Origin of the sequence: Gimesia algae, assembly GCF_007746795.1 — a bacterium.
Taxonomy (GTDB): Bacteria; Planctomycetota; Planctomycetia; order Planctomycetales; family Planctomycetaceae; genus Gimesia; species Gimesia algae.
On record NZ_CP036343.1, the window covers coordinates 7573843 to 7596824 of the forward strand.

19 protein-coding genes, 1 tRNA gene and 1 other RNA gene are annotated in these 22982 nt (G+C 51.9%); 11 read left to right on the forward strand and 10 right to left on the reverse strand.

Features of this window, described 5'->3' with window-relative positions:
• Window positions 1–58: 58 nt before the first annotated feature.
• Window positions 59–2524, reverse strand: a complete 2466-nt coding sequence (locus tag Pan161_RS28740; RefSeq protein ID WP_232103543.1) for a DUF1549 domain-containing protein — start codon at window positions 2522–2524, stop codon at window positions 59–61.
• 559 nt (window positions 2525–3083) lie between these two features.
• Here Pan161_RS28740 and Pan161_RS28745 point away from each other — a divergent pair.
• The 4 genes from Pan161_RS28745 to Pan161_RS28760 all read left to right on the forward strand — a co-directional run bounded on the left by Pan161_RS28745 (window position 3084) and on the right by Pan161_RS28760 (window position 9459).
• Entirely contained in the window at window positions 3084–4430 is a 1347-nt protein-coding gene (locus Pan161_RS28745) for a DUF1501 domain-containing protein (RefSeq protein ID WP_145232156.1), read from the forward strand.
• Between the two features lie 114 nt (window positions 4431–4544).
• The gene (locus tag Pan161_RS28750; RefSeq protein WP_145232157.1) at window positions 4545–6728 is read left to right on the forward strand and encodes a COG1470 family protein; all 2184 of its coding nucleotides are present in this window, start codon (window positions 4545–4547) and stop codon (window positions 6726–6728) included.
• 161 nt (window positions 6729–6889) lie between these two features.
• Complete coding sequence (locus Pan161_RS28755; protein ID WP_145232158.1) at window positions 6890–8113, forward strand: DUF1570 domain-containing protein; 1224 nt, start codon at window positions 6890–6892, stop codon at window positions 8111–8113.
• A 134-nt stretch (window positions 8114–8247) separates the two neighbouring features.
• Window positions 8248–9459, forward strand: a complete 1212-nt coding sequence (locus tag Pan161_RS28760) for an AI-2E family transporter (protein ID WP_145232159.1) — start codon at window positions 8248–8250, stop codon at window positions 9457–9459.
• 113 nt (window positions 9460–9572) lie between these two features.
• Here the strand turns inward: Pan161_RS28760 and Pan161_RS28765 are convergent, their stop codons facing one another.
• The 3 genes from Pan161_RS28765 to Pan161_RS28775 form a co-directional block, all read right to left on the reverse strand.
• A complete protein-coding gene (locus tag Pan161_RS28765; RefSeq protein ID WP_145232160.1) occupies window positions 9573–11015 on the reverse strand; it encodes a right-handed parallel beta-helix repeat-containing protein in 1443 nt (480 codons plus the stop codon).
• A 189-nt stretch (window positions 11016–11204) separates the two neighbouring features.
• Window positions 11205–12359, reverse strand: coding sequence for a ribosome small subunit-dependent GTPase A (rsgA, locus tag Pan161_RS28770; RefSeq protein ID WP_145232161.1), 1155 nt, complete (start codon window positions 12357–12359; stop codon window positions 11205–11207).
• A 34-nt stretch (window positions 12360–12393) separates the two neighbouring features.
• Window positions 12394–12900 (reverse strand): FHA domain-containing protein, encoded by a 507-nt coding sequence (locus tag Pan161_RS28775; protein ID WP_145232162.1) that lies wholly within the window; start codon window positions 12898–12900, stop codon window positions 12394–12396.
• A gap of 173 nt (window positions 12901–13073) precedes the next feature.
• Between Pan161_RS28775 and rnpB the strand changes: the two genes are divergently transcribed.
• Both rnpB and Pan161_RS28785 read left to right on the forward strand, forming a co-directional pair.
• Window positions 13074–13451, forward strand: an RNA gene (gene rnpB, locus Pan161_RS28780) — RNase P RNA component class A.
• Between the two features lie 290 nt (window positions 13452–13741).
• A complete protein-coding gene (locus Pan161_RS28785) occupies window positions 13742–14203 on the forward strand; it encodes a hypothetical protein (RefSeq protein ID WP_145232163.1) in 462 nt (153 codons plus the stop codon).
• 186 nt (window positions 14204–14389) lie between these two features.
• Here the strand turns inward: Pan161_RS28785 and Pan161_RS28790 are convergent, their stop codons facing one another.
• The 3 genes from Pan161_RS28790 to Pan161_RS28800 all read right to left on the reverse strand — a co-directional run bounded on the left by Pan161_RS28790 (window position 14390) and on the right by Pan161_RS28800 (window position 17905).
• Window positions 14390–16423, reverse strand: coding sequence for an FG-GAP repeat domain-containing protein (locus Pan161_RS28790; protein ID WP_145232164.1), 2034 nt, complete (start codon window positions 16421–16423; stop codon window positions 14390–14392).
• A 33-nt stretch (window positions 16424–16456) separates the two neighbouring features.
• Window positions 16457–16870, reverse strand: a complete 414-nt coding sequence (locus Pan161_RS28795; protein WP_145232165.1) for a transthyretin-like family protein — start codon at window positions 16868–16870, stop codon at window positions 16457–16459.
• A gap of 93 nt (window positions 16871–16963) precedes the next feature.
• Window positions 16964–17905: a DUF1559 domain-containing protein gene (locus tag Pan161_RS28800; RefSeq protein ID WP_145232166.1), complete on the reverse strand. Its 942-nt coding sequence runs from the start codon at window positions 17903–17905 to the stop codon at window positions 16964–16966.
• A 439-nt stretch (window positions 17906–18344) separates the two neighbouring features.
• Here Pan161_RS28800 and Pan161_RS28805 point away from each other — a divergent pair, with 439 nt between their 5' ends.
• Window positions 18345–19040: a GntR family transcriptional regulator gene (locus tag Pan161_RS28805; protein ID WP_197995577.1), complete on the forward strand. Its 696-nt coding sequence runs from the start codon at window positions 18345–18347 to the stop codon at window positions 19038–19040.
• 77 nt (window positions 19041–19117) lie between these two features.
• Here Pan161_RS28805 and Pan161_RS30790 read toward each other — a convergent pair.
• Window positions 19118–19197: transfer RNA gene (locus Pan161_RS30790), tRNA-Leu, on the reverse strand.
• Window positions 19198–19283: 86 nt separating this feature from the next.
• On the opposite strand from Pan161_RS30790, the gene Pan161_RS28810 reads away from it, so the two are divergent.
• From Pan161_RS28810 to Pan161_RS28825, 4 genes are read left to right on the forward strand one after another with little or no spacing between them, the layout of a single operon-like run.
• Window positions 19284–19586: a hypothetical protein gene (locus tag Pan161_RS28810; RefSeq protein WP_145232168.1), complete on the forward strand. Its 303-nt coding sequence runs from the start codon at window positions 19284–19286 to the stop codon at window positions 19584–19586.
• The gene (locus Pan161_RS28815; RefSeq protein ID WP_145232169.1) at window positions 19583–20005 is read left to right on the forward strand and encodes a hypothetical protein; all 423 of its coding nucleotides are present in this window, start codon (window positions 19583–19585) and stop codon (window positions 20003–20005) included. The genes Pan161_RS28810 and Pan161_RS28815 overlap by 4 nt, the downstream gene beginning before the upstream one ends.
• 15 nt (window positions 20006–20020) lie before the next feature.
• Entirely contained in the window at window positions 20021–20251 is a 231-nt protein-coding gene (locus Pan161_RS28820; RefSeq protein WP_145232170.1) for a hypothetical protein, read from the forward strand.
• Entirely contained in the window at window positions 20248–20568 is a 321-nt protein-coding gene (locus Pan161_RS28825; protein WP_145232171.1) for a hypothetical protein, read from the forward strand. Before Pan161_RS28820 ends, Pan161_RS28825 begins: the two co-directional genes overlap by 4 nt.
• 10 nt (window positions 20569–20578) lie before the next feature.
• Here the strand turns inward: Pan161_RS28825 and Pan161_RS28830 are convergent, their stop codons facing one another.
• Together Pan161_RS28830 and Pan161_RS28835 are read right to left on the reverse strand one after the other, a co-directional pair.
• On the reverse strand, window positions 20579–21274 hold the full coding sequence (locus Pan161_RS28830; protein ID WP_145232172.1) for a hypothetical protein: 696 nt from the start codon (window positions 21272–21274) through the stop codon (window positions 20579–20581).
• A complete protein-coding gene (locus tag Pan161_RS28835) occupies window positions 21274–22980 on the reverse strand; it encodes a glycosyltransferase (RefSeq protein WP_145232173.1) in 1707 nt (568 codons plus the stop codon). Before Pan161_RS28835 ends, Pan161_RS28830 begins: the two co-directional genes overlap by 1 nt.
• Between the last annotated feature and the right edge of the window lie 2 nt (window positions 22981–22982).

The following is a 22982-nucleotide window of genomic DNA, read 5'->3' on the forward strand; positions in this document are numbered from 1 at the left end:
AAAAAACAGCCCGTTTCCAGTTTATAGAAACGGGCTGTGTCTGTTTCAGAAACCTGTATTAATGGTTGAACAGGAATTCGCGGCTGTTGCTGATAGCCCACATCACATCCTGGTAACCTTCGCGTTTATCTTTGGAGGTCTTCACGATCTGATCACAGTGGGCCAGTTCCTGTTTCGTCGGATAACGGCTGAAGGCGGCCAGATACATTTCGGTGAAGACTTCATGATCGGGGGCCTTGGCTTTTAACAGTGATTCGATCCGTCCATTCTTCGTCGCCAGCTTGGTGTTAATCAATTGGCCGTTAGCCACCTGCAGCACCTGCGCCAGGTTCGGTTGACTGGCGCGTTCGCATTCACAGGTAATCACACGCTTGGGACGTCCCAGCGTATCCAGGAAGTAAGAACTGTAATTCGGGTCCGGCAATTCGATCGCCCGGGTTCCCTGCGGAACACCACGAAAGCGTTCCTGGGCACCGGTCAGATCATCCAGCGCATCCAGCATGACTTCCGCCGGCAGTCGCTTGACGTTGTAATGCGTATAAAAGCGGGTGTTCGCCACATTTTGCGGTAACGGTTCTGATGAGAGTTGATACGCGCGGGAATTCATAATCACCCGCATCAGTTCTCTGAGGTTATAGCCTGAATCGACAAAATGGTCGGCTAAAGCATTCAGGAGTTCCGGGTTTGAAGCCGGGTTGGTCTCCCGCATGTCATCAATGGGTTCAATAAATCCGGTTCCCATATAGTAGGACCAGAAGCGGTTGACCATGTTCTTGGAGAACAGGCGATTTTCGGGGGAAGTAATCCAGCGTGCCAGAGGACGTCGGAAATCGCGATACGAAGTACTATCGATGGGCTCACCCATCAGCGGAGTCGGCTCCATCGTCTTCCTGGTGCGCGGATGCCGAATCGATCCGCTGCTTTTCACTTTGACAACCGTATCCGCTCCCAGGGCCCCGAAATCGACGCTCCCTTTATTACCGACCCGCGTGAAGAAAGCAGCCAGGCTGTAATAGTCTTTCTGGCTGTAGACCTCGAAGGGGTGGTGATGGCACTTGGCACACTGCAGGCGAACCCCCAGGAAAATCTGAGACGTGGCTTCTGCCAGGTCTTCCGGTTTGGATGCGATTTTAAAATAGTTGGCCGGACCGTTCTCGTAGATCGATCCCTGTGCTGTGATAATCTCGTTGACGAATTCGTTGACCGGTTTGTTTTCCCGCAGTGACTGGCGAATCCAGTTGGAGAAAGCCCACATCCCGCCATCGCCCACTTTATTTCGGTTATTTCGCAGCAGGTCGCCCCACTTCATGCCCCAGTAGGCACTCCAGGGCTCCACATAGACATCCCGGGCCGGTTCGCCTGTCAGGCCGAGCAATTCATCAATCAGCTGACTGCGCTTATCGGGGGCTTTCGAAGCCAGAAACGTTTTGACTTTTTCCGGTTCGGGCAGCGTTCCAATGGTATCGATGAAGGCGCGGCGGATGAAAACTTCGTCGCTGCACAGCGGCGATGGCTCCAGCCCCAGTTCGTTGAATCGTTGTTTCACATGCTCGTCGATGAAGTTATTCGGCTTGAATTCTGCCAGATCAACTTCGTTTTTATACGGCGAAATGACAGTCGAGATCTTTGCCTGGCCCATATAACGCACCATGACAGCGGTCTGGCCGGCGCCGACAATTTCCACTTTTCCCCGCGGCGTCACCGTCGCGATATTTTCAATCAGGCTGTCATACTGCGCCCGTGCGGTGACATCCTGTTTCGTGCCATCACTGTATTCGGCAATGACGCGGAGCTGCTGGATATCTCCCTGCTGGTAACGGCGCGACATGGGGGTTAACTGCATGCCAACCACTTTTGGTTCTTTATCATCAATTTCAGTGACTGCTTCAGAAATCCAGGTTTCCATGATGCGGTATTCATAGGAGTCTTTAGCGAAACGACGCCCTCCGCCATGCGCGATTGCCATGGAGGCCTTCTGCAGAATCAGACTGTTTTCAGGCTGTAAGATGGAGACACGACGCTGTCGGTCATCACGGGCCATTTCCGGATAATCCTGTTCGGGAGCATAACCAAACAGGGAAAGCTTGAAGCCCCCTTTACCGAACTGGCTGGCATGACAGCCGCCCAGGCTGCAGCCTCCCTTATTCAACACAGGAACCACATCCCTGACGAAGCTGGCATTTTTGCCATTCGCGCGGGGTTTGATCTCTACATTAATTTCTGACTTCTGACCGGCGTGAGCAACTTGAATTTTTCCCTTACCAAATGCCAGCGGACGCACGAGTCCTTCCGCGTTGACTTCCAGCAGAGCGGGAGTGAGGCTGGTAAAGTCTGACTGATGCGTCAGATCGCCGACGATCTTGCCGTTCTCTTCTACGGGAACCTGGATCTGAAAAAAATCCAGCAATCCGTCGAGCACGATCTGTTGCGGCGCGACCTGCAGACTGTTCTCTGCGGCACGCGCTCCATTCTGCATCAGAACCGTGGCGACAAAGAATGTGAGAATCAGGATTCGATGTGACATCAGGTTTCTTTTCTTCATTGGTTTGCAGTCGAACATGAGATCAACTTTCTTAAGCGGGTCGCATTTCATCAGAGCTGATTCTTTGACAGTGAATCATACTCACAGCACAAAATACGTCGTCGCAGAAAAACCTTTAACAGGCAGGGTGGCAGGTTGAGTGTGGTATCAGGTGGGAAGCGAATGGCTTAACATAAAACGCCATTTATACTTAAATATACTAATAAAATGACGCGAAAGCAAAAAAAACTCGGTGTTTTCATCATTTTTTTCAGGCAGGCGCAGACACAAACAATAACTGTCATGTTTACACTACTGTACTGGAAAGTCGTCCGCTTACTTCATTTTATCGTTCTATTTTGAAGCGATCAAGGAGTGATTTTTTTGAATGGCAAATTCGATCTCATTAATTTCCGACCGGAAAGCCGATTTAATGTTTGCCTACCTTACATAAACGGTTACAATTATGATAGTTACTTAAGAAACCAACAACCCAGATAAAACATCCCTCCCTCATTAATTCCTGCAATATCAGGACCCTGCCACACTAAAGGAGTTTCCGATGCTGAAACTATTCCCGCAAAAAGTTTCGAACTGCGAAACTGGAAGCCGACGTCAATTTCTCCTGGAAGTTGGTGCGCTCAGTGCATTTGGAATCACCCTCGATTCCCTGCTGCGTGGTCAGGCTCATGCTTCCGAAAGCGAGTCTGCAGCGCTGAAAGATCCTTCCAACGACACCAACTGTATTCTGATCTGGACACGTGGCGGTACGAGCCACCACGATACCTTCGATCCCAAGCCGAACGCCTCGGCTGATGTGCGTGGCGATTTTTCCGCCATCAGCACTGCCCTGCCCGGTTATCAATTTACCGATCAGCTGCCGCTGTTCGCCAAACATGCCAATGAATTCTCCATCATGCGGAACCTGAATCCGCAGAACGGCTCGCACTCGACGGCTGACGCCTTCATGCTTTCAGGACATAAATTTAATCCTTCGGTGACCTACCCCTGCTATGGTGCGGTTGTCGCCAAGACCAAAGGCTTCAAAACCAACATTCCACCGCACATTCAGATTGGAAACCATGTCGACCGTCGCTTTAACGGCGGCCTGGGTGGTTATCTGGGTCTGCAGTACAATCCGTTTGAAATTCCCGGCGATCCCAACGCGAAAAACTTTACCGTGCGTGATATCTCTCCGCCATCCGGGATTACCATTGATCGCATGAAGCGTCGTCAACAGGCTCTGCAGGCGATTGATACGCTGCAGCGTCAGGCAGAGCATAATCAGAATTCGTTTGAAGCATCTGACGCGCATTATAAAAATGCATTCAGCATGATTACTTCGGCTGATACACAGAAAGCGTTTGACCTGAGCCAGGAATCAGACAAGACACGCGATGATTACGGGCGTCACTACCTGGGACAAAGCTGTCTTCTGGCCCGGCGTCTGATTGAATCGGGTTCACGTTTTGTGACCGTCAGCAGTGGTGGCTGGGATACCCACACCAATAACTTCAAATCGCTGCGTGGTTCTCTGCCTCCCTTTGACCGGGCTTTGACCTCACTGGTTCTGGACCTCAAACAACGGGGCATGCTGAACAACACCCTGGTCGTCTGGCTGACCGACTTTGGTCGTACTCCGGTGATCAACTCGGCCGCTGGTCGTGACCACTGGTCGACCGCTTCGACCATGATGATGATCGGTGCGGGCACTCCTGCAGGTCAGATCATTGGCGCGACCGATGAAACCGGTTCGCGTCCGGTGGGTAAAGAATATTACCCCGCCGACGTCGCCGCTTCGATTTACACCAAACTGGGTGTCAACCTGGATCATTACTTTGTTTCACCCGAAGATGGTCGCCCCCTGATCGTCTGCGACGGACAACCGATTCCTGAGCTGATGGGTTAATTCCCTGCGGCTTCACTCACCCGAAAACCAACAGTGGCGGCCCCTGGGAACGTATGAGTCCAAGGGGCGTCTCTGCTGATCAGGCACTCTTATTGATCTAATCAGGACTGTTCGATGCGTTGCATACTTTACTCACTACTGACCATAAGCCTGTTCGTCATCACCCCCGCCAGGCTCAAAGCCGCCGATGACAAGCAGACACCGCCCCCTGCAAAAATTGGTTTCCGACAGCTGGTGACGTTCAAACCCGCAGCCGTCCAGCAGGGTGACAAACGCAAGATTCAGTTGCACGCCAGCTATACTCTGGATAATACCCACTCGGTCTTTTTTGATCAGCCTGGTATCAAGATGACCTTTGCCGAGCCGAAGCCCAAAGCGGCCCCAAGGCGTGGTCGTGGATCAGCGGGAACTCCTTTTGCATTTGATATCGAAGTCCCGAAAGATCAAGCCGCACGCGTCTATGAATGCCGCGTGGCAACCGATCAGGCGGTCTCCAGTGTCACGCATTTGCTGGTCACACCCTACCCTGTCATCGAAGAAGAGGAAAAGAAAGACAACAACACGTTTGACACCGCGCAGGAAATCACGGTTCCCTCAACCGTCTGTGGTATCGTTGAGAAGTCTGAAGACATGGACTGCTTTAAATTCAAAGGGAAAAAGGGGCAGCAGATTACGCTGGAAGTTTATGCCCAGCGCGTCACGGAAGCCATTCACACCATGCAGACTTCCAATGTGTACCTGATGGATTCGATCCTGACATTATATGGCCCTCAGAAACAGATTATTGCTCAGAACGATAACTTCATCAAATCGGATTCGCTGATTTCTTTCAAATTGCCAGCCGATGGTGAGTATGTCTTCGAAATCCGTGATACCCGCTATGTGGGTTCCGGCAAATATGCCTACTGCATTGAAGTCAGCGATGGTCCTTACGCGACTCATACCATGCCCCTGGCAGTTCAGAAGGGAAAAGAGACGGAAGTTGCTCTCGAAGGTTATGCATTACAGGGACATACCAAAGCCAGCTTCTCTGCGAAAGAGACCAAAGAAACGGGCTGGGCCAAACGGACATTTAACACACCGGCCGGCAAGACCAATGCCGTCTGGACGCTGATCAGTGAGCATCCTCAGGCGGTTGCCGCTGACACGAATACCTCGATGAAAACCGCCTTTCCGCTGACGTTCCCGATGGGAGTCAGTGGCCAGATCACGGAAGCCGAGCAGACACAGTTCTTCTCCTTCAAAGCAAAAAAAGGGCAATACTATTCTTTCCAGCTGATGTCGAACCGCATCGACCTGCCGCTGGATTGCGTGATGGAAGTTCTCGACTCCAAAGGTAAAGCGAATCGGGTCTTTGTGAACGGCGGTGCGAATGTCGAAGCCGACGATGGTCTGCAGATGAAAGACGTTGACTTCCACTTTCTGGCTCCTGCAGACGGCGAGTATTACGTAACACTCCGTGATCTGCACGACCGGGGCGGCGATCGTTTTGCCTATCATCTGACGGCTGAATTGAGTGGCCCTGATTTTCAAGTCGGTGGCGAATACTATTATGCCCAGATTGCACCGGGGACGAACATGATGTGGTTCGCACGCGTCAAACGCCTGAATGGTTTTGATGGTCCGATTGAATTGAATATCGAAGGGCTACCCAAGGGGGTCACCTTTGAACCGGTTACACTGCCGTCTGGAGTGAATGACTGTGGCCTGATTCTGAAAGCAGGGAAAGATGCTCCCATCAACGCTTCGCTGGTCAAGATCTCTGGCAAAGCCAAAGTAAAAGGCCCTGATGGCAAAGAGCAGGAAATCGTCCGCGCAGGTCGCATCACCTGTGAAATTCAGTCGCGTGGTGGCGGACAGGCACGCTGGCCGATCAACACCTCGATTGTAGGTGTGACGAAGCCACTGGACATCCTTGAAGTGACCGCGACTCCCAGCGAAATCGTGTTGAAACCGGGTGAATCTGCTGAGATCAAAGTGAAGGTTAAACGCAGCGAAGCTTATAAAGATCCCATAGTACTGGCGACCGCCTTCGAGTATTTCCGTTCCAAATTCGGTCAGCAGCTGCCGCCCGGCGTTACACTTTCCAAGAAAAGCAAAACCCGTCTGGCCGGCGAGACACTGGAAGGGACTTTGATTATTGAAGCCTCCAAAAAGGCAACGCCTGTCAAACGTTTTCCGTTCGCCGCGATGGCACGGGTGGGAATCACTTTTTCGATTACTACAAATTATGCATCGAATGTGATTTATCTGACGATCACCGATGAGGATGCCAAAGACAAGCTGGCGAAAAAATAGGGATCGACTTCAACCCTGCTCTCCTCTATTCTGGAAGTATCAAACTGTGTCCAGTTTGACTGTAGCGTCTGCAAGACCAGTTGGGACGAGTAACTTAGAGTGAGAGACGCTATGGTTACATGTGATGCGCTCTCGATTCCTTTCTGCGCAGAAAGACCAATATGGCCCGGAGAGATTTGAACATTCCACTTTCGCTGCTGAGCGTAAGTTCTCTCCTGCGCACGATAATCTACTGTCTGAGTCTGTGCTGTCTTTCTGATGGCGGCCTGGTTTCTGCTCAGAGTCCCACCAAAACGGAGAAGACCGCCCCCCCTCTGTTTGAATTCACGTTTACGGATGACATGAAACGGGAACAGACCCTCGAAGCCGCCCAGATTCTGCAGGCCCAGGATGGAGGTGTCGTGATGCTGACCCGCGACGGCCGACTGTTGACGGCGACGCCTGAGCAACTCAAAAGCAAACGGCCTCTGGATCGCGAGTTCACCCCCCTGGATGCGAGTGAACTCGAAAAGCAGTTAAAAGCCGAATTCGGCGATGATTTCACCGTCACTCAGACCAAACATTTCACCATCTGCAGCCAGGCGGGCAAACGCTATTCGCAGTGGTGCGGTTATCTGTTCGAACGCCTCTATATGGTCCTGCATAACTACTGGGATGACAAGGCGCATCCACTGCATGAGCCGGAAGTCCCATTGATCGCGGTCATCTTCAAGGATCGCGCGAACTTCGAACAGTACGCGAGCCAGCTGCTGGGCGACGGTGCCGCCGCCACGCACGGCTTCTATTCGATTCAATCGAACCGGATGGTGCTCTACGACCTGACAGCAGCTCCGAATGAACGCCCGGCTTACACAGACGCCGACATTCTGTTCAAACTGCGCAAGTCGCCGTTCAATGTCGCCACCGTCATCCATGAATGCACGCATCAGATCGCATTTAATGTGGGACTGCATACTCGTTTCGCCGATAACCCGCTCTGGCTCACCGAAGGCATGGCGACGTATTTTGAAACCCCCGACCTGAAAAGCAAAACCGGCTGGCGAACCGTGGGCAAACCGAATCCCTGGCGATTAAGACAGTTTCAGGATTACGCGCGTTCCCGCAGACCAGCCGACTCGCTGCAGACACTGATCTCCTCTGACCAGCGGTTCCAGGAAGCCGAGTCCCTGCTCGACACCTATGCGGAAGCCTGGGCCTTCACTTACTTCCTGATCAAAACCAAACGTCGGCTCTATGAAGAGTATCTGCACCTGATCGCGGCCCGCCAGCCGCTAATCTGGTCTACTCCCGCAGCACGACTCAAAGACTTTCAGTCTGTCTTTGGCGAGGATCTGAACCAGCTCGATCAGCAATTTCTCAGATACATGCGACAAATCAGCCGTTAACGGCATTTTTCTCTTTGCAGTTTCTCTGTTTCCCAGTATCGTGCGCATACGCCGTTTGAAGTCAGCGACGTTTTCCGGCGCGCCGACCCAACGTCACGAACAGAAAAAGTACCAATCCGCAAAGGGCATCTTTCATGTCAACTCCCCTGCAACCATCGGATGAGCAAGCCAAGGTCATCACAGGCTGTCTGTTGCTGCTGTCCATCATCGCGCTGGCAGGTGTATTTTACATTACCCAGGCAGTTCTGATCCCGTTTGTGATTGCGATTTTCATCGCAACGATCGTCACTCCCATGGTCGACCTGCTGGTTTTGAAATGGAAACTGCCTCAGATCATCGCGATTTCTCTGACGCTGCTGCTGGTATTATCTTTCGGCTTTTTAATCTGCATGACCCTGATTTATTCCACACAGCAGGTGATCTACAAAGCAGAAACTCAATACAGCGAAAAGTTCGGCATCTTTATCAACTCTGCCTTTGAGGCCGCCAAAGAAGCCGATGATCTCCCCGAGACACAACCAGTAGAGGAAAAAGCGGAACCACAGTTTCAAGACATTGACCAGAAAGAGCCCAGTCCGGAAGTACCTCCTGTCATTAAAGCTGACGCCTCTGAACCGCTGGTTGCCGAAAAACCGGAGACCGGCTGGTTCCAGAAAATGGGCATTGATCTGGATACGCTCAAAAAAGCAACCATTGACTATATGCGAGACTCATTAAAATCGATCGCCGTCAGCACCATGCAGTCAGCGCTGAACTTTACCACGACCTCCTTTTTTGTGGCAATTTTCGTAATCTTTCTACTGGCGGGACGCAACCCGAATGCGGTCGTGAAAAATGTGATCTACTTTGAGATTGAACAGAAAATTCGCAGCTATATTTCGACGAAACTCGTGCTGTCAATGATTACAGCCATCCTCGTCGGATTCACTTTGAAACTGTTTGGGCTGGAACTCGCGCTGGTATTTGCGATCCTGACCTTTCTGCTGAACTTCATTCCGTCTGTCGGTTCGGTAATCGCGACGCTGTTGCCGCTGCCGGTTGCGTTTGCACAGTTCTCTGACAGTCCCTGGACGATTGCCGGCGTAATTCTGATTCCAGGCGCGATTCAAATGACCATCGGCAACGGGATCGAACCTAAACTGATGGGGGAAGGCCTGCAACTGCATCCGGTAACCGTCCTGCTGGCCCTTTCCTTCTGGACCCTGCTCTGGGGGCCCATCGGTGCGATTCTGGCGGTCCCGATCACCGCTGCGATCCGCATTGTCCTGATGCGATTCGAATCCGGACGGACCGCCGGCAACCTGCTGGCCGGCATCCTGCCCGGGGAATCGACGACGGTGGCGTGAGCACGAGAAAACCTGCTCTCTTATATTTTCTACCACGAAAAACACGAAACCTCACGAAAGAAATGGCTAAGCCGCGATGCAATCCGGGGTTGGCGCAGCGAGCAGGAGGCCGCTTAATACACGGTCATGGTATTTGAGACTTCCGTACCCGGGCCGACATCGATACTGCCCGAAACCAGGTTATCGGTGATCTGAATCTCCTGGCCACCGGTAACGCGGATCGCGAAATTTTTCTCGCCTTCGGTAATCAGGCAGTCGGAAATGCGGGACTGCTTGACGTTTGACAGCAGGATGCCACCGTTCTGACATTGTCGGATTGAACAGTTCGTGATGTTCATTCTCGCGCAGTTTTCCAGGATCAGACCGGCGGGAACGCCCCGGGTCGCCAGAATATTCAGCGCGTTGAGCGTGCAATCGGTGCAGTCTTTGAAAACGTTCGCATCTTTGGTTTTTGCCCGGTAATCAGGGTTGCGGTCCAGCAGATTGGATCCGAGCACAATATGAGACGAATCTTCCACCAGCAGATTGTGTTCGTACGCCTGCCAGAGTGTATTGCCGGTAATCGTGATGCCGCGGGCATGCTTGAGGTGAATATTGACGGCGACATCACTCATGGAATTGTCGGCGATCGCGAAGTTACCCACCTTGCGGGGATCTTCGGGACCGTTGCCGATAAAGCGGACGTTGGCAGAATCGGGTGCGTCGTTGGTATGCTGAATCGTACAGCCGAAGATGGCGCCTTCGCGCAGTGAGCCTTTAGAAATGTCGAACAGGATATTGGCCGTCGGCTCTGTTTCCTGTCCCATGTTACCTTCAATGTCGCAGTTGCCGATTTGAATATTGCGGATCTCACTCTCGCGAACCACAATTCCGCCCTGTTTGTTGTAGCTGATATGCGAATCGGAAATGTTGATCTGATGCAGGTTCAGCTTTTCCAGATAAATGCCGACCCCTTCATTTTCATACAGATGACAATTATCAATAGAGACATTGCGGTTCCGTTCATACAAATGAATTCCGTGCAGCGCCTTGCGTACTACCAGGCGAGTGATGTTGATCTGCATGGTTTTCGACGCCGCCACTCCGATTGCTTCCGGATGTTTGCCGACGATTTCGATGCCGTCGATCATCGGCGTCCGTTCCTTTTCCCAGACAACCGGCTGGACGGTTTTCGGACTCGCGGTTCCGTTATGTGTGCCAATAAAATGAAACGCAGGGCCCGCGCCTTCCATTAGAATCGTCGCCGTGCCATCACCGGAAATGGATGTCGGTCCGACCTTCGTCAAATCGATGACGACCGGTTTGGTGAAGCGATACTGGCCCGAGGGAAATCGCAGCGAGCCGACCGAAGCGTCAACTAACTTCTGAATGGCGGCGGAGTCATCGGTGATGCCATCTCCTTTGACACCTAATTCCAATACGGTTTTGCTGGCATTGACGCGGGAAGACTCGGGCTGCGAAGTCGTCTGGGACTGGGATGCAGCAGGAGGAATCAGGTACAGACCCATTAGTACCACGGCCACCACACACACGGGAACGAGAGTTTTCGATTTCATCGGAACGGCTTTCCATCGGGAGAAGTTCAGGCAGGAATTCGCGGACGCTGCAAGCAGCGCGATACTTAACGTTACTTAAAAAGCAGCTCTGAGTCTAAGCCAGACGGGAAGGAGGATCAACGGCTGAGCGAAGAATTTTGCGATTGAACGCTGTGCGCTGGCGTCACTCACAAGGCCTGACATCACTTCTTACTGATGATAAACGGGGCGTGGCTCGTCGCCGGCGATAATTTTGAGATAACTCTGATAACGCTGACGGGAAATGAAATCATGGGCGACGGCGCGTTTCACGCCACAATCGGTTTCATGCGTGTGCGAGCAATCCGGAAAGCGGCACTGGGTCACAAACGGGATGAAGTCGCGGAAGAAGCCTTCGACTTCTGCGGGGATCACATCCCACAGCTCCAGCTGACGAATCCCCGGAGTGTCGACCACCCAGCCGCCGGTGGAAATTTCGAGCAGGACGGCGAAACGGGTGGTGTGCCGCCCCTTACGATTTTCCTGGCTGATTTCAGCCGTCTCCAGCAGCAGCCGCTCATCGATCTGGTTGAGCAACGATGACTTCCCCACGCCACTCTGGCCAGAAAATACACTCTGTTTGCCTTTGAGCAGCGATCGCAGCCGCGGGATGCCAGTTCCCTCTGTCACGCTGGTTAACACGATGTCGTACCCCATCTGTGCATACACGCCGATCAACGGCTGGAAGTCGACTGGATCAACCAGGTCGATTTTATTGATGCAGATGATGGAGTGGATGTTACCTTTTTCGGAACTGATCAGGAAGCGGTCAATCAGTGAGGGTTTGAGCGGCGGATCGTCGGCGGAGACCACGATCACCGCCTGGTCAATATTGCTGACAAGGATATGTTCGCGACGTTTACTGCCCCGCGAGAGGTAGGAGCGTCGCGGCTCAACGCGTTCGATGACCGCCTGGTGTTCATCGCCTTCGGGTCGGATCAGCACATGGTCGCCGGCGACGACAGCATTGCGGTCATCGCGGGACATGGTGCGCACCAGCCGCCTGATGGTACATTCATAGCGCGTGCCATCTTCCACCTGCACAACCGAGTTCAAGCCCTGTGAGCGGATTACGCGGCCCGGGATGCAGTTCTGTTCGTCAATGTCGATGACGATCTCGGTGCCATCCTCGGTTTCATGCTCGACCCCCATTACGGTGCGATGGCGGGTGAGATCACCTTTGCCCGTCAGTCGCTCGCTGGCATCCCGGTACTGCGAATCGACCTGCTCGTCGATCTGATGGCTGGCGAGTTTATTCTTCCGAACCTTTTTCTGACGGTTCTTTTTGAACGCAACCCGGATTTTTTTTCCTTTTTTCTTAGCCACTACAGTACTGGTTCCATCGCCTGCTGATCAAAATTCATGCTGAACTGTCCTGCTCATCATCCTGATCGATGAGAAATTTCAATCCGAGTTCATCGTCGGTCATCTGAGATTCATCTTCCGGCAGCTCAATCTTGGCAGGTTTGTTTGCCGGTGGTGCCATCGGACGCTCCGGACGTTTTTCCCGCTTGACAAGACCCGCTTTTTCCATCAGGCTCATTTCGAACGGGTTATCTTCTTCCGGTGGCGGTTCATCGGACTGGGGTGTGTAATTGATATCAAAATCGTGTTTGGCAATCGAGAGTCGATCTCCCGGCAGCAGCCACTTGATATCGCAACGGTCACCATTGACTTTGATCCCGTTGCGGCTGTTCATATCACGGACGCGCCAGTAACCGTTGAGGAATTCCAGCTGGCAATGATGTGAAGATATATTGGGAAACTGCAGTGTGATGTCACATTTACTGCGGCGGCCAATCAATAAGACTTCAGACAGCAGCGGAATCGGGTCGCCGCCTCCACACGGGTTTAGTTCACCTAACATTCTGACTTCCTGGTGCCTCTGCTACATATTGTTTACCAAAAGATCATGAAGTGCCCGCATGGCTTTAATCTATACTGCTGGCCACACATTATAAAGCCCTTCTCTTGAGAAAAGTCAGATTTTGGGGATAGTTCAAGGGGACGACTTACTCTATACTGGATGATTCAATAGCGGGAGTCGGCTGAGTGGTCGCTGCGGATTCTTCGGAATTCGTGGAGGAAAGTCCGGGCTCCACAGGGCACGGTGGTGGGTAACGCCCACCGTCCGCGAGGACAGGGAAAGTGCAACAGAAAGCAAACCGCCGGGCCAGTTCGCTGGCCAGGTAAGGGTGAAACGGTGCGGTAAGAGCGCACCAGCAGGCCGGGTGACCGGTCTGGCTAGGTAAACCCCACCGGGTGCAAGACCAAGCAGGGAGCAGTTCTGGTTCGCCAGAACACGGATCGGCCCGATCCGTTATGACTTCCGGGTCGGTCGCGCGAGGCAGCAGGCAACTGCTGTCCCAGATAAATGGCCACTCTCGACATAACCCGGCTTACAGGCTTACTCCCGCTTATTGATTTTCCTCCCACACCCCACCCAAAACATCACTTCGACAACACGTCCGACGACAACATGTAGTCATATTGATTGTAATAAATTCTACAATATTGCATTTTTGACAACACGTCGAATCAATAGCACGACACGTCAATATTTTTTATCTCCTAATATAACATAGACTTAGAGACATTCCGCATTTTTATGGCACGGTAGCTGCATTAGTACTCTTTCATCAACAACAAGTGAATCACTTGAAAACAAAAAAGCCACTTTTAAAAACTTAAAACCATTAAGGGAGATAATGATGAAAAATTTCACACTCGCAATCGCAGCTATGGCAGCCGTTACTTTGGTCAGCAGCACTTCATTTGCTGCCACTCCGTTCTGCGGCACCAGCAGCTACTACAATTCAAAGTACAACACACCGACAACTTACAATTCACGGTATGATTCACGGTACAATTCCACAGCGAGCCGGAACTGGAATAACAATTCCTATTCAAGCTACAACAGCAGCTACCTGAATACCCGACCGTTGTTCACTCCGTACAATCCTGCTGTGAATCGTTACAACAGCTCTTACACCGGGCTGTTCAATACATACCGTCCTGTGACGAACTACACTTCGTCTTACTACAACAACAAGTACAGTAACTACAAAAACGACTACAAGTACAACAATGATCGTCACGATCGCTTTGACCATGATCGATACGACCACGGCCGGAATGATCGCAACCACAACGGACGTCACAATCGCTAAGTCGATTTGAAAAGGTAAACCATCCCTCTCTGGTCGGGTTTTACCCGGCCAGGGGTTTTTAATAAATCATGCATGCAAAACGGACCCGCGCCACCCTGGTTGCGGGTCTGTTTCTGTTTCCCAACTGTGGATCCGACATCGAGCCGGCAGCGCGAGACGGGTGCCACACATCCCCAGTCAATCCCATCAGTATGGGAGAGTGGAGATCGACAGTGTTTCGCGCGGGTAATAGTGGATCGTTCCATTTTCGGTTCCCACGAATAAATCGATCACGCCACGACCAAAGTCAACCGGCGCGGGAGAGCAGGAATGAATGCCCAACCCGATTCGTTTTCCATGAAAATCGAGCTGTTTGACATAATCAAAGACCGGTTCAGCGTTACTGCCGATGTTACGTAAAAACAGTACCGAAGCCTGTCGCGTCAGTAAATAACCACTGGGCAGATAGGATATCTTCGAAGCAGGGAACGACAGGCCACGGGATGCGCCGATCAAGAGATCAATTTTCCCATCCTGATCCCAATCATGGGCCACCAGCTTGGCGCGTCCGGTCTGGCCGGCGGCTTCATCCACATTGGCGGTAATCGGCGAACCATCTTTTAACTTCAATAATTCGCCACGCTCAACATTCTGATTGTCGATCCGCCAGAACTGTCGTAACAGGTTCTGCTCGTCCAGGGCAATCAGACAGAGACGATCCTGGATGCCCCAGTCTGTGATGGCTGGCTGACTTCGCCAGGCGAGATGCATCTGCAGGCCATCACAATACAGGGGCTTCGGCTCTGAGAACGCAATTGCGGTGCCCGACGGCTCCTGCAGTAACAGCATGTAATCTGCCATGATGCTGTTCAAAATCACGTCCAGTCGCCCGTCGCCGTTCCAGTCATAAAGGGTCGGGCAGGTATAGCCCCACATCCCCTCGCCGGGCCCCTGGATCGAACCGCGGTAACCGGCTTTGATGTCCAGCGGTTTGCCTCCCACTGAAACCGACTGAGGCTGATCGAACTCGACACACGTCTGATCGCCGATATTTTTGACAAACAAGAGTTGCCCCGCGTCATTACCCACAATCAGATCCGTCAGACCATCGCCGTCCACATCTCCCGGACTGATGACAGGCAATTCTCCCAGACAGAGGTGTGCGTCTTCTCTCATCACGGGATGGGGTGATTCATAAATCGGTGAACCATTCGAAGTGAGCTGGCCGGAACAGGGGTAGAACCAGACCCGCCCCGTGTCACCGACGATCAGATGAGAACGTCCCGTTTCCGGATCAGGAACGGCACACAGATTCGCATTAATCACGGGATGCCGTAATCCGACATGGTTCTGGTCGTTGACCAGTTTTTGCAGGGAGAGGCTGCCGGTCTGCGGATCGATCTCGAAGTAGCGGAACACACCCAGTTTTTCACTGGTCACCAGTGCCGGCGGCTGGTCTGCTCCCGGATTGACAATCGCCATGCCTCCCAGGTTAAACAGGAATTCTCCGGGCCCCTGCCCCACACGTGAAACGGTTTCCACATGTTTCAGGTTCAATGAATCAAATTTGGCGTGGTACAACTGGCGACGTGTAATATTGCCGCGCCAGAAACCGGCACCATCGTAAGGAATGTAAGAAGCCGCATGATGATCGCCGGGCGGACGGTAACTGTTTCCATCGGCTATCGAAAAATAAACGTTGAAGTGTCCCTGCGAGTCAATAAACCCGGCCAGTGCCCGCCCCATGCCGCCAGGCAGATCCAGCTCTGGTGAGAGCGCCTGCTGCTGAAATTCTTTTTTATCGCGATCAAATCTGCAGAGGCGAATTTTCTTTCCCGCTGCAAACAGGCCGTAGATCGTTTTATCGGGACCTGTAAAAACCGTCCCGTTCAACGCGGAGCCTGTGATTTTGACCGGCTTCCCATAGCGGGGCGCGCCATGGTCGTCAAAGCCTCGAAACGGAAACAGCCTGTCGGGGAATACAAACAGGTCATAAGGACCCGATCCAAACACATCGGCTGCACCCACGACGATGGATCGATAATCTTCCCCCCTGCCAAGTTGCCCGTACTGCCGTTTTTTGGAAACGGGAATCGGCTGCGCGGGAGTAAAATAACCTGCGTCTGGAGCGGCCGCTGGTCTCTGATCGCCTCCTGCAGTTGATTTCAGTTCGCGGTCCCAAATGGAAAAGCACAGTAATACGAGTAAGGCTGAAGTGATAAACTTTGATGTCCACGGCATAAGTCGTTCCTTGCTGCGTATCTGAATTTCACTTTACCTGGTTTGCAGGTCAAAACTGATATCGTTCTCTCCTGCTTTGACGTCTGCCTTCAGAATCGAATTTTTTCGATATTTTTCCGGCACCACTTCCTTTACCTTCGGGGCCTCCGGATCGGAATCATCAACGGGAGGAGTACTGATGATGACAGTATGCTGGCCCACCTTCGCCCCCATGGTGGGATACACATACATCAATTCATATCGTCCATCCTTGTCCGTCAGAGATTGCGAGCCGCGACCTTCCTCAGGGGTATACTGCACCAGCACTCCTGCCAGTGGCGCGCTGTCCAACGTGACCAGTCCTTTCACGCGGCCCAGATCCGGTTGATCATCCGGCCGGGAACTGCATGCGGAAATGAACAGGCTCGGCAGGAGGACGAACAGAGCTGTTTTCAATCTTCTTCTCATAGATGCGCCTGCTGTGATTGAGATTGTTTTTGTACGAGAGTGATTGTGAACGCCAAACCAGTGAAGTGAATTTCTGCAGCACTGGCTCGTCGATTACTCGATGTTGGCAATTTTACCATCATTTCCTGTCGCAATCGCAGACAGTTTGTCCTGGTCCATATTCTCACTGATAAACTGAACCCGTCCATCAATGAATAAAAAGTGAGCGCCGCCGGTATGCTGACTGGCAAACGCATTCACGGAGCCGCCGTTCACGGCGTAAGACGATCCGGTCGGTGCCAACTGCCCGACCACATTGGCTGCGCGGACATCAGGGGCAATCCCCACCCAGACAGCTCCATAGTATTCCCCTGCGACCTGGGTGGTTAAGGTTCCGTCAATATCGCGTCGATACTTTTCGCCAATCGCAAAGGTGTTGCTCGAACCATCGATAAAATCGCGCAACCGCGTTACATGTTTTGTTCCGTCAACAAAAATGGCTTTGAAACCTGTCGTAGCATCAACTCCGGTCCAGTCGATGCCTGCGACACCCGCATAGTTTGATTTGGCATGTCCTCCGGAAACGCGGCCTGGATTAATCGACGGATCGGTTGCCGTCGGGCAGATGTAAACGGGAATGGCTGTCTTTTGCAAATCGGCACTGCCCACCGTCGTAGCGGCCTGTGTTCCGGAAGGAACGCTGCACACAGCCTGTTTAATCTGGCCGACACCGAGTTGATTATACAGATTCGACTGATCAATAAACGGCAGGATAAAAGCGCCCCAGCCCCAGCCATTATTAGCAGCATCCACCGACGAGCAACTGTTGCTCGGATCGCCACAGTATCCGGGAGGAAACACACGATGCGTTTCATGATAATTGTGAATTGCCAGGCCCAGTTGTTTCAGATTGTTTTTGCAGGTACTGCGGCGGGCGGCTTCCCGCGCCTGTTGGACGGCCGGTAACAGGAGCGCAATCAGAATGGCAATGATGGCAATCACCACCAGTAACTCAATCAGGGTAAAGCCACGAACTCTGACGTGATGACGTTGCATGAGACTCGTCCTTTCGCATTCTAGAAATGCATGTTCGGCAGAAGTGTGGGGATGCTGAATCGCAAAGAATGGGGCTCTGATTCTTACCTGGATACTTCTGCCAGAATCAAGGCAAGCAGTAAGCCATCATTAAAGTCTATAGACTTTGTCACGCCATTCAAAGAAAAATCCTTAGATTTTTCTGTACGATATACACCCTGACACATCATGACTTCCTGTGATAAAATCATATTATTGGCTGGGAACATCTAAGTATCAGACGTTTCAGGCAGAGAATGACAACGGACTTTTTCCGCATCTGACAGTCTGACGCAGTAAAAATGTAAACAAAATACCTGTCAACAAGCGACTTTCTCAGTATCATGGGTACCAATGAAAAGTTTGATGGTTATTGCTGATGGGAAATACCCGACTCAGCCAGCTCAGGTTCAGAGAGTTAATGCGAAAGCCGACTTCAGAAAAAAATCAGTCCGAGATCGCTTATGAAGTATTGCGACAGAAACTGTTAAACAGAGAGTTTGCGCCGGGTGCCCGCGTGCGTTATGGCCCTTTGGGGGACGAAATCGGCATGAGCGCCACACCCGTGCGCGAAGCGATCGGGCGACTGGCCAGCGAAGGACTGATCGAACTGGTGCCGCAACTGGGCGCCGTCGTGAAACGGCCGACCCTGACGGACACAACCGAGCTGTACGAAATGCGGGAAGCCATCGAACCTTATGCCGCCGCGAAGGCTTCGCAACTGATCGCTGCCCGGCAGCTAAAATCGTTGCAGACGACCGTCAATACGATGAAAAAGCTGCACGACTCGATGATAGCAGGCAAAAAACGGGGACAGGATATTGCTGCCCGGTTCGACAAGTCTGACCTGAAGTTTCACCAGACAATCATGAACGCGGTCAACAACCAGCGGATGCTGACCGTCATCGGCGACTTTCATTTGCTGACAGAAATTATCGGTGCGGCACGGCACAGTTACAGCCAGGAAGTCTTGAAGATGACCATTGACGATCACACGGCGATTCTCAAGGGACTCAACAGGCGAAACGCGGAACAGACCAGTAAGGCGATGCTGGCCCACATTCAAAACAGCCGCCGACTCACATTAAGTCGGCTCCAGGACGAATGCTCGAAATAATCCAGCCCCCTGTTATTTCAGGACCACAATAAAAAAAGGACTCAGAGCCGAAATGCTCTGAGTCCTTTTTTATTCAATGCCCAAGAGAGGATTCGAACCTCCACATCCATTACAGATACTAGAACCTGAATCTAGTCACATGACCCATTCTCCCGGCATTTCCCAGCCTGAATTATTTCCTGAGAAATATTATTCTGGGCCGAAAACAGTTGATCAGTGCGCCCGCTTTGGTAGGCTGTCAGGATGAAAAGCATCATCCTGATTTTGCTGATTTTCGCGGGCTGCTCTGAACATTCGGCGCGGGCCGTCCCCCTGGATGCCAGCCCGGAAGTAGATCCGGAAACAGGCGGACTGAGCTGGTCCGTCATCGACCGCATGGAAGAGCATTTCGGCGATCGCGTATCAATTGAGGACCTGGGAGAATTCGACGATGGCGAGCATTACCAGGTAATTCATTCTGGCATCCCTTACCTGGTCGTGTATGATGTCGAGCTGGACAAAATCAAATCAGTTTCCAAAGCAGGCACGCAGGGAGAAGACCGTTGAAAAAGAATCAGAAAGCGGGCTGTGCGTTTCTGGGTGGTGGCTGTCTCGTAATATTCTGCATCGGCGGCGGCATCCTCTTGGTTTTAGCAATCGGAATCAGCAATATGGAATCACCCCAGAATGCAAACCCACAGCCAGCGACTGCCGAAAAATCTGATTACACCTGGAAAGAAGATCACAGCATCCCAGGAATCAAGCGCAGCCTGGTGGTCTTTCTGGACGGGAAAGTGTCAGAGGAACGACTGAGAGAAATTGCCCTGGAACTGAAGTCCAAAGAAACCCGATCCTATGAAAGAACATTCATTGTTTACCTGCTGCCTGGCATGAAAGAAAATGAAGGGGCCTGGGCGACAACACACTTTGACCCAGATTTAAAGATTGACATTTTGGATTTCATGGCACCGCCTGACCAGAACTGAAAGAATTGCATTAACATGCTGGAACCAGAAACTGACCGAATCATGCTTGAAGAGTCGAAGACAGTCAGTCTCACCACTGATGGTGATTCAAAAACGCTGCTGGATTTGATGTCCCTGAATGGCAGAAGAATTTCAGATGTGCGGATTGACCCGCTGGCAAATGGCAAGTTTGAAGTCCAGATCCAACTGGCAGAAGAATCGCTGCCAGTCTTTGAGACTCTTAATCAACAGGGTGACAGAGTATGAGCGATGAAAAACAAAACTGCATCCCCTGCATTGGTGGCCCGACCCCTGGGAAATGGGAGCCCGGCGAACAGCTATACCTTCATGTCGAAAATGATCATGGCGAACGTTTCACCTATCACCGAAAATCCTATGTTCTCTACGGGAATGGGGTTTATGCTTACGTTGATCCGGAAACGAGCACCGAAGAGGCTGCCCAGCAAGCATGGGAAGCCTACGGCGAGAAAATTCTTTCCATCAGCAAAGACCTGAGCAGTGGAGAAATACGGACCCGTTTAGATGATCTTGCACGCGTCCAGAAAATCAGCATCTACCAGTAAGCGGTCGTTTTTACTTCGATTCGTCCAGAATCATCTGATACAGATCGTTGTAGGATTCTTCGGTCGGGTAGTTGTGATACCCGTGACCGCCCTGTTTCTTGATCACTTCGAAGCGTTCTTTCCATTCGGCCTTGTGCTCACCAGCCAGCCATTTGACAGGCCAGTAAATCAGCCGATCCATCGGAAACCCCTGCTCGCGCCACCAGTCGATTGACAATGTGCTGTAAACAATAAATTTAAGTCGAGGATATTCCTTCAGCACTTTTATCAGTTCGGCTTTACGGTTGGCTCTCCATGCTCTAGCGGTCTCGATATCCCAGTTCTGATCGTACAGGTGATACCACAGACCCGCGCCTAACACCTGATACTGCCAGCGAGGCTCTGCTGCGAATCCGTTTTTCTGCCACCATTCCGGCTTTGATACAACTTCTTCTTTATTCAAGCTGACATTTGAAACCATGTATTGATACCGGCAGTCGGCATGATCGTCGAGCAGTTCCCGCAGATTATTGTACTTCGTCTCTCCGAACTTCCCCCGCAGATCGACCATACGAAACCGCTCGTCAGCATCGCCGTTGATCAGATGGATTTTACTGCCATCGAAATCCGGCTTGGCAATTTTCGCCGCATCGGCCAGCGTGTTCTCATGCCGCAGTTTCAACAGCATGTAAATGTGACAGACCCCAGTGAGTAAGATGTCTTGCATTATTCCCCGCTTTTCAATTTGCGATTCGCTGCCAGAATGCCCCGCTCATAAAAGCCTTTGAACAAAGCCCAACCCTTTTCCATCCATCTGAAGGTTGGTTGATCTTTCCAAGGCTTGTCCGCATGCGCGAAGTGGAGCAGCTTCACATGATCCCAGTTCAGTTCAAAATAATCGTGATGCAGACACCAGTGACTGATATTCCAGTTGATATCTACGAAGTTCACCTCGTCCGGCCGTTGAGTGCCCCAGTAGTCATTCATCGGCACCTGGTCGCCAAAGGCAATCCGTTCGCCTTTGTAACTGCGTGCGTACTCCTGACATTCCTGGTAGACCTGCTCGGACCGCTCGAATACGAACCACCCCGCGTTGAACGGGTACACGCCCGAGGGGCGATACTTGTTAATGTGGTCGGGCTCGTGTCCGATAGCGGATTGCATCATCGTCACCGACAGCGGCCTCAGGTTGATCAGATCCCGCAGACTGCTGAGGCAGAGCACATCCACATCGGTGTAACACATCGGCCCTCTATGTGGCAGTCGCCACACCAGAAACTTATTCAGGTTCCATGCCATACGGGGGGAGTCGGTCGAGCTACGGTCGAATTCGAAATGTCCGAGCAGTTCCTTCGGATACCAGTCAACGTGAATTCCCATTGCGTTGACGATATCTTTTTGCTTCTGCGAAATCGGTTCGTACTCCACGACCGTAAAGCAGAATTCAATCTCGCCCTTTTCTTTCATCGACTGAATGAGACCGATAAATCCGGGAATGAAGTTCTCAGTCAATGTCGTCACGAACCTGTGCGGCTTGATAATGAACCAGCTGGGGGAGCCTCTTTCATCGGGGGCGGTGTGGTAGATCTTCAACCCTCTGCGTCTGGCAAAGCGTGTGACCGCAACTTTCACGCCGTAGGTCAGGCTCTCTATGTCGCGTGTTGGCCACTCTTCCAGAGGTACTGGCTGATGTCCGGTCACGTCCAGGTCATAGCTGTTAATGAAGTCGTGACCGCAGAACAGCCCGCCCGGTTTCACCTTGTCGTACCATAATTCCAGATCGTCTGAGATACCGTAGAAGCTGTGGTCAGCGTCAATATAGACGGCATCCAGTGAAGCGTCTTTGAACTTGTGCGAGGCATCCATGCTTGACATCTCGTGGAACTCAGCGCGGGGGACGTCCTGTCGCTGATCGAACCCGATGTCGACCAGGTGAATTTTCTCCCCCTGCCAGTGCTTCATGATCTGCTGTGAGAAGTTGCATTGAAATACACCGACTTCGGCAATCTCACCAGTTAGACCAAGTTGATTCAAATAGATGCCCAGTTCATTACGGTACCTGAATGAAGGCATCACGAATGGCTTCGTGCTGGCGTCCATCGGCTTCTTGCCGGACCGCTCCAGAGTGTCGGCAGTAAATTCACCGACTTCATCCTTATGAACGAAGTCCGTGTATTTCCCTGCTGGCCGTTTGGCTGGCTTTTGCGGTGCTGGTTTCTTTTCGGGAGCAGATTTCTGGATCGCCACTTCAGGGGCTTCGATTTTAATTTCATTCCCCCAACCTTCACAGGTCGGACGACTCTTGATTATCGTGCTGATCTCATTGCCGTGTTTTCCGCAAAAGTAATTCCGCTTGTATGGCTTCCCAGTTTTTGGGTTTTTCAATGTGCAGGTCTGGCAGAGCTGCTGTTTCTGTCCGGTTGTCAGTGTCATGA

Bases quoted from the DNA above. Each gene is read 5' to 3' on its own strand.
- Pan161_RS28750 (WP_145232157.1), top strand. From the start codon at position 4,545: ATGCGTTGCATACTTTACTCACTACTGACCATAAGCCTGTTCGTCATC.
- Pan161_RS28790 (WP_145232164.1), bottom strand. From the start codon at position 16,423: ATGCCGTGGACATCAAAGTTTATCACTTCAGCCTTACTCGTATTACTG.
- Pan161_RS28755 (WP_145232158.1), top strand. From the start codon at position 6,890: ATGGCCCGGAGAGATTTGAACATTCCACTTTCGCTGCTGAGCGTAAGT.
- Pan161_RS28820 (WP_145232170.1), top strand. From the start codon at position 20,021: ATGCTGGAACCAGAAACTGACCGAATCATGCTTGAAGAGTCGAAGACA.
- Pan161_RS28785 (WP_145232163.1), top strand. From the start codon at position 13,742: ATGATGAAAAATTTCACACTCGCAATCGCAGCTATGGCAGCCGTTACT.
- Pan161_RS28800 (WP_145232166.1), bottom strand. From the start codon at position 17,905: ATGCAACGTCATCACGTCAGAGTTCGTGGCTTTACCCTGATTGAGTTA.
- Pan161_RS28745 (WP_145232156.1), top strand. From the start codon at position 3,084: ATGCTGAAACTATTCCCGCAAAAAGTTTCGAACTGCGAAACTGGAAGC.
- Pan161_RS28805 (WP_197995577.1), top strand. From the start codon at position 18,345: ATGCGAAAGCCGACTTCAGAAAAAAATCAGTCCGAGATCGCTTATGAA.
- Pan161_RS28810 (WP_145232168.1), top strand. From the start codon at position 19,284: ATGAAAAGCATCATCCTGATTTTGCTGATTTTCGCGGGCTGCTCTGAA.
- Pan161_RS28740 (WP_232103543.1), bottom strand. From the start codon at position 2,524: ATGTCACATCGAATCCTGATTCTCACATTCTTTGTCGCCACGGTTCTG.
- Pan161_RS28795 (WP_145232165.1), bottom strand. From the start codon at position 16,870: ATGAGAAGAAGATTGAAAACAGCTCTGTTCGTCCTCCTGCCGAGCCTG.
- Pan161_RS28760 (WP_145232159.1), top strand. From the start codon at position 8,248: ATGTCAACTCCCCTGCAACCATCGGATGAGCAAGCCAAGGTCATCACA.
- Pan161_RS28835 (WP_145232173.1), bottom strand. From the start codon at position 22,980: ATGACACTGACAACCGGACAGAAACAGCAGCTCTGCCAGACCTGCACA.
- Pan161_RS28765 (WP_145232160.1), bottom strand. From the start codon at position 11,015: ATGAAATCGAAAACTCTCGTTCCCGTGTGTGTGGTGGCCGTGGTACTA.
- Pan161_RS28830 (WP_145232172.1), bottom strand. From the start codon at position 21,274: ATGCAAGACATCTTACTCACTGGGGTCTGTCACATTTACATGCTGTTG.
- Pan161_RS28775 (WP_145232162.1), bottom strand. From the start codon at position 12,900: ATGTTAGGTGAACTAAACCCGTGTGGAGGCGGCGACCCGATTCCGCTG.
- Pan161_RS28825 (WP_145232171.1), top strand. From the start codon at position 20,248: ATGAGCGATGAAAAACAAAACTGCATCCCCTGCATTGGTGGCCCGACC.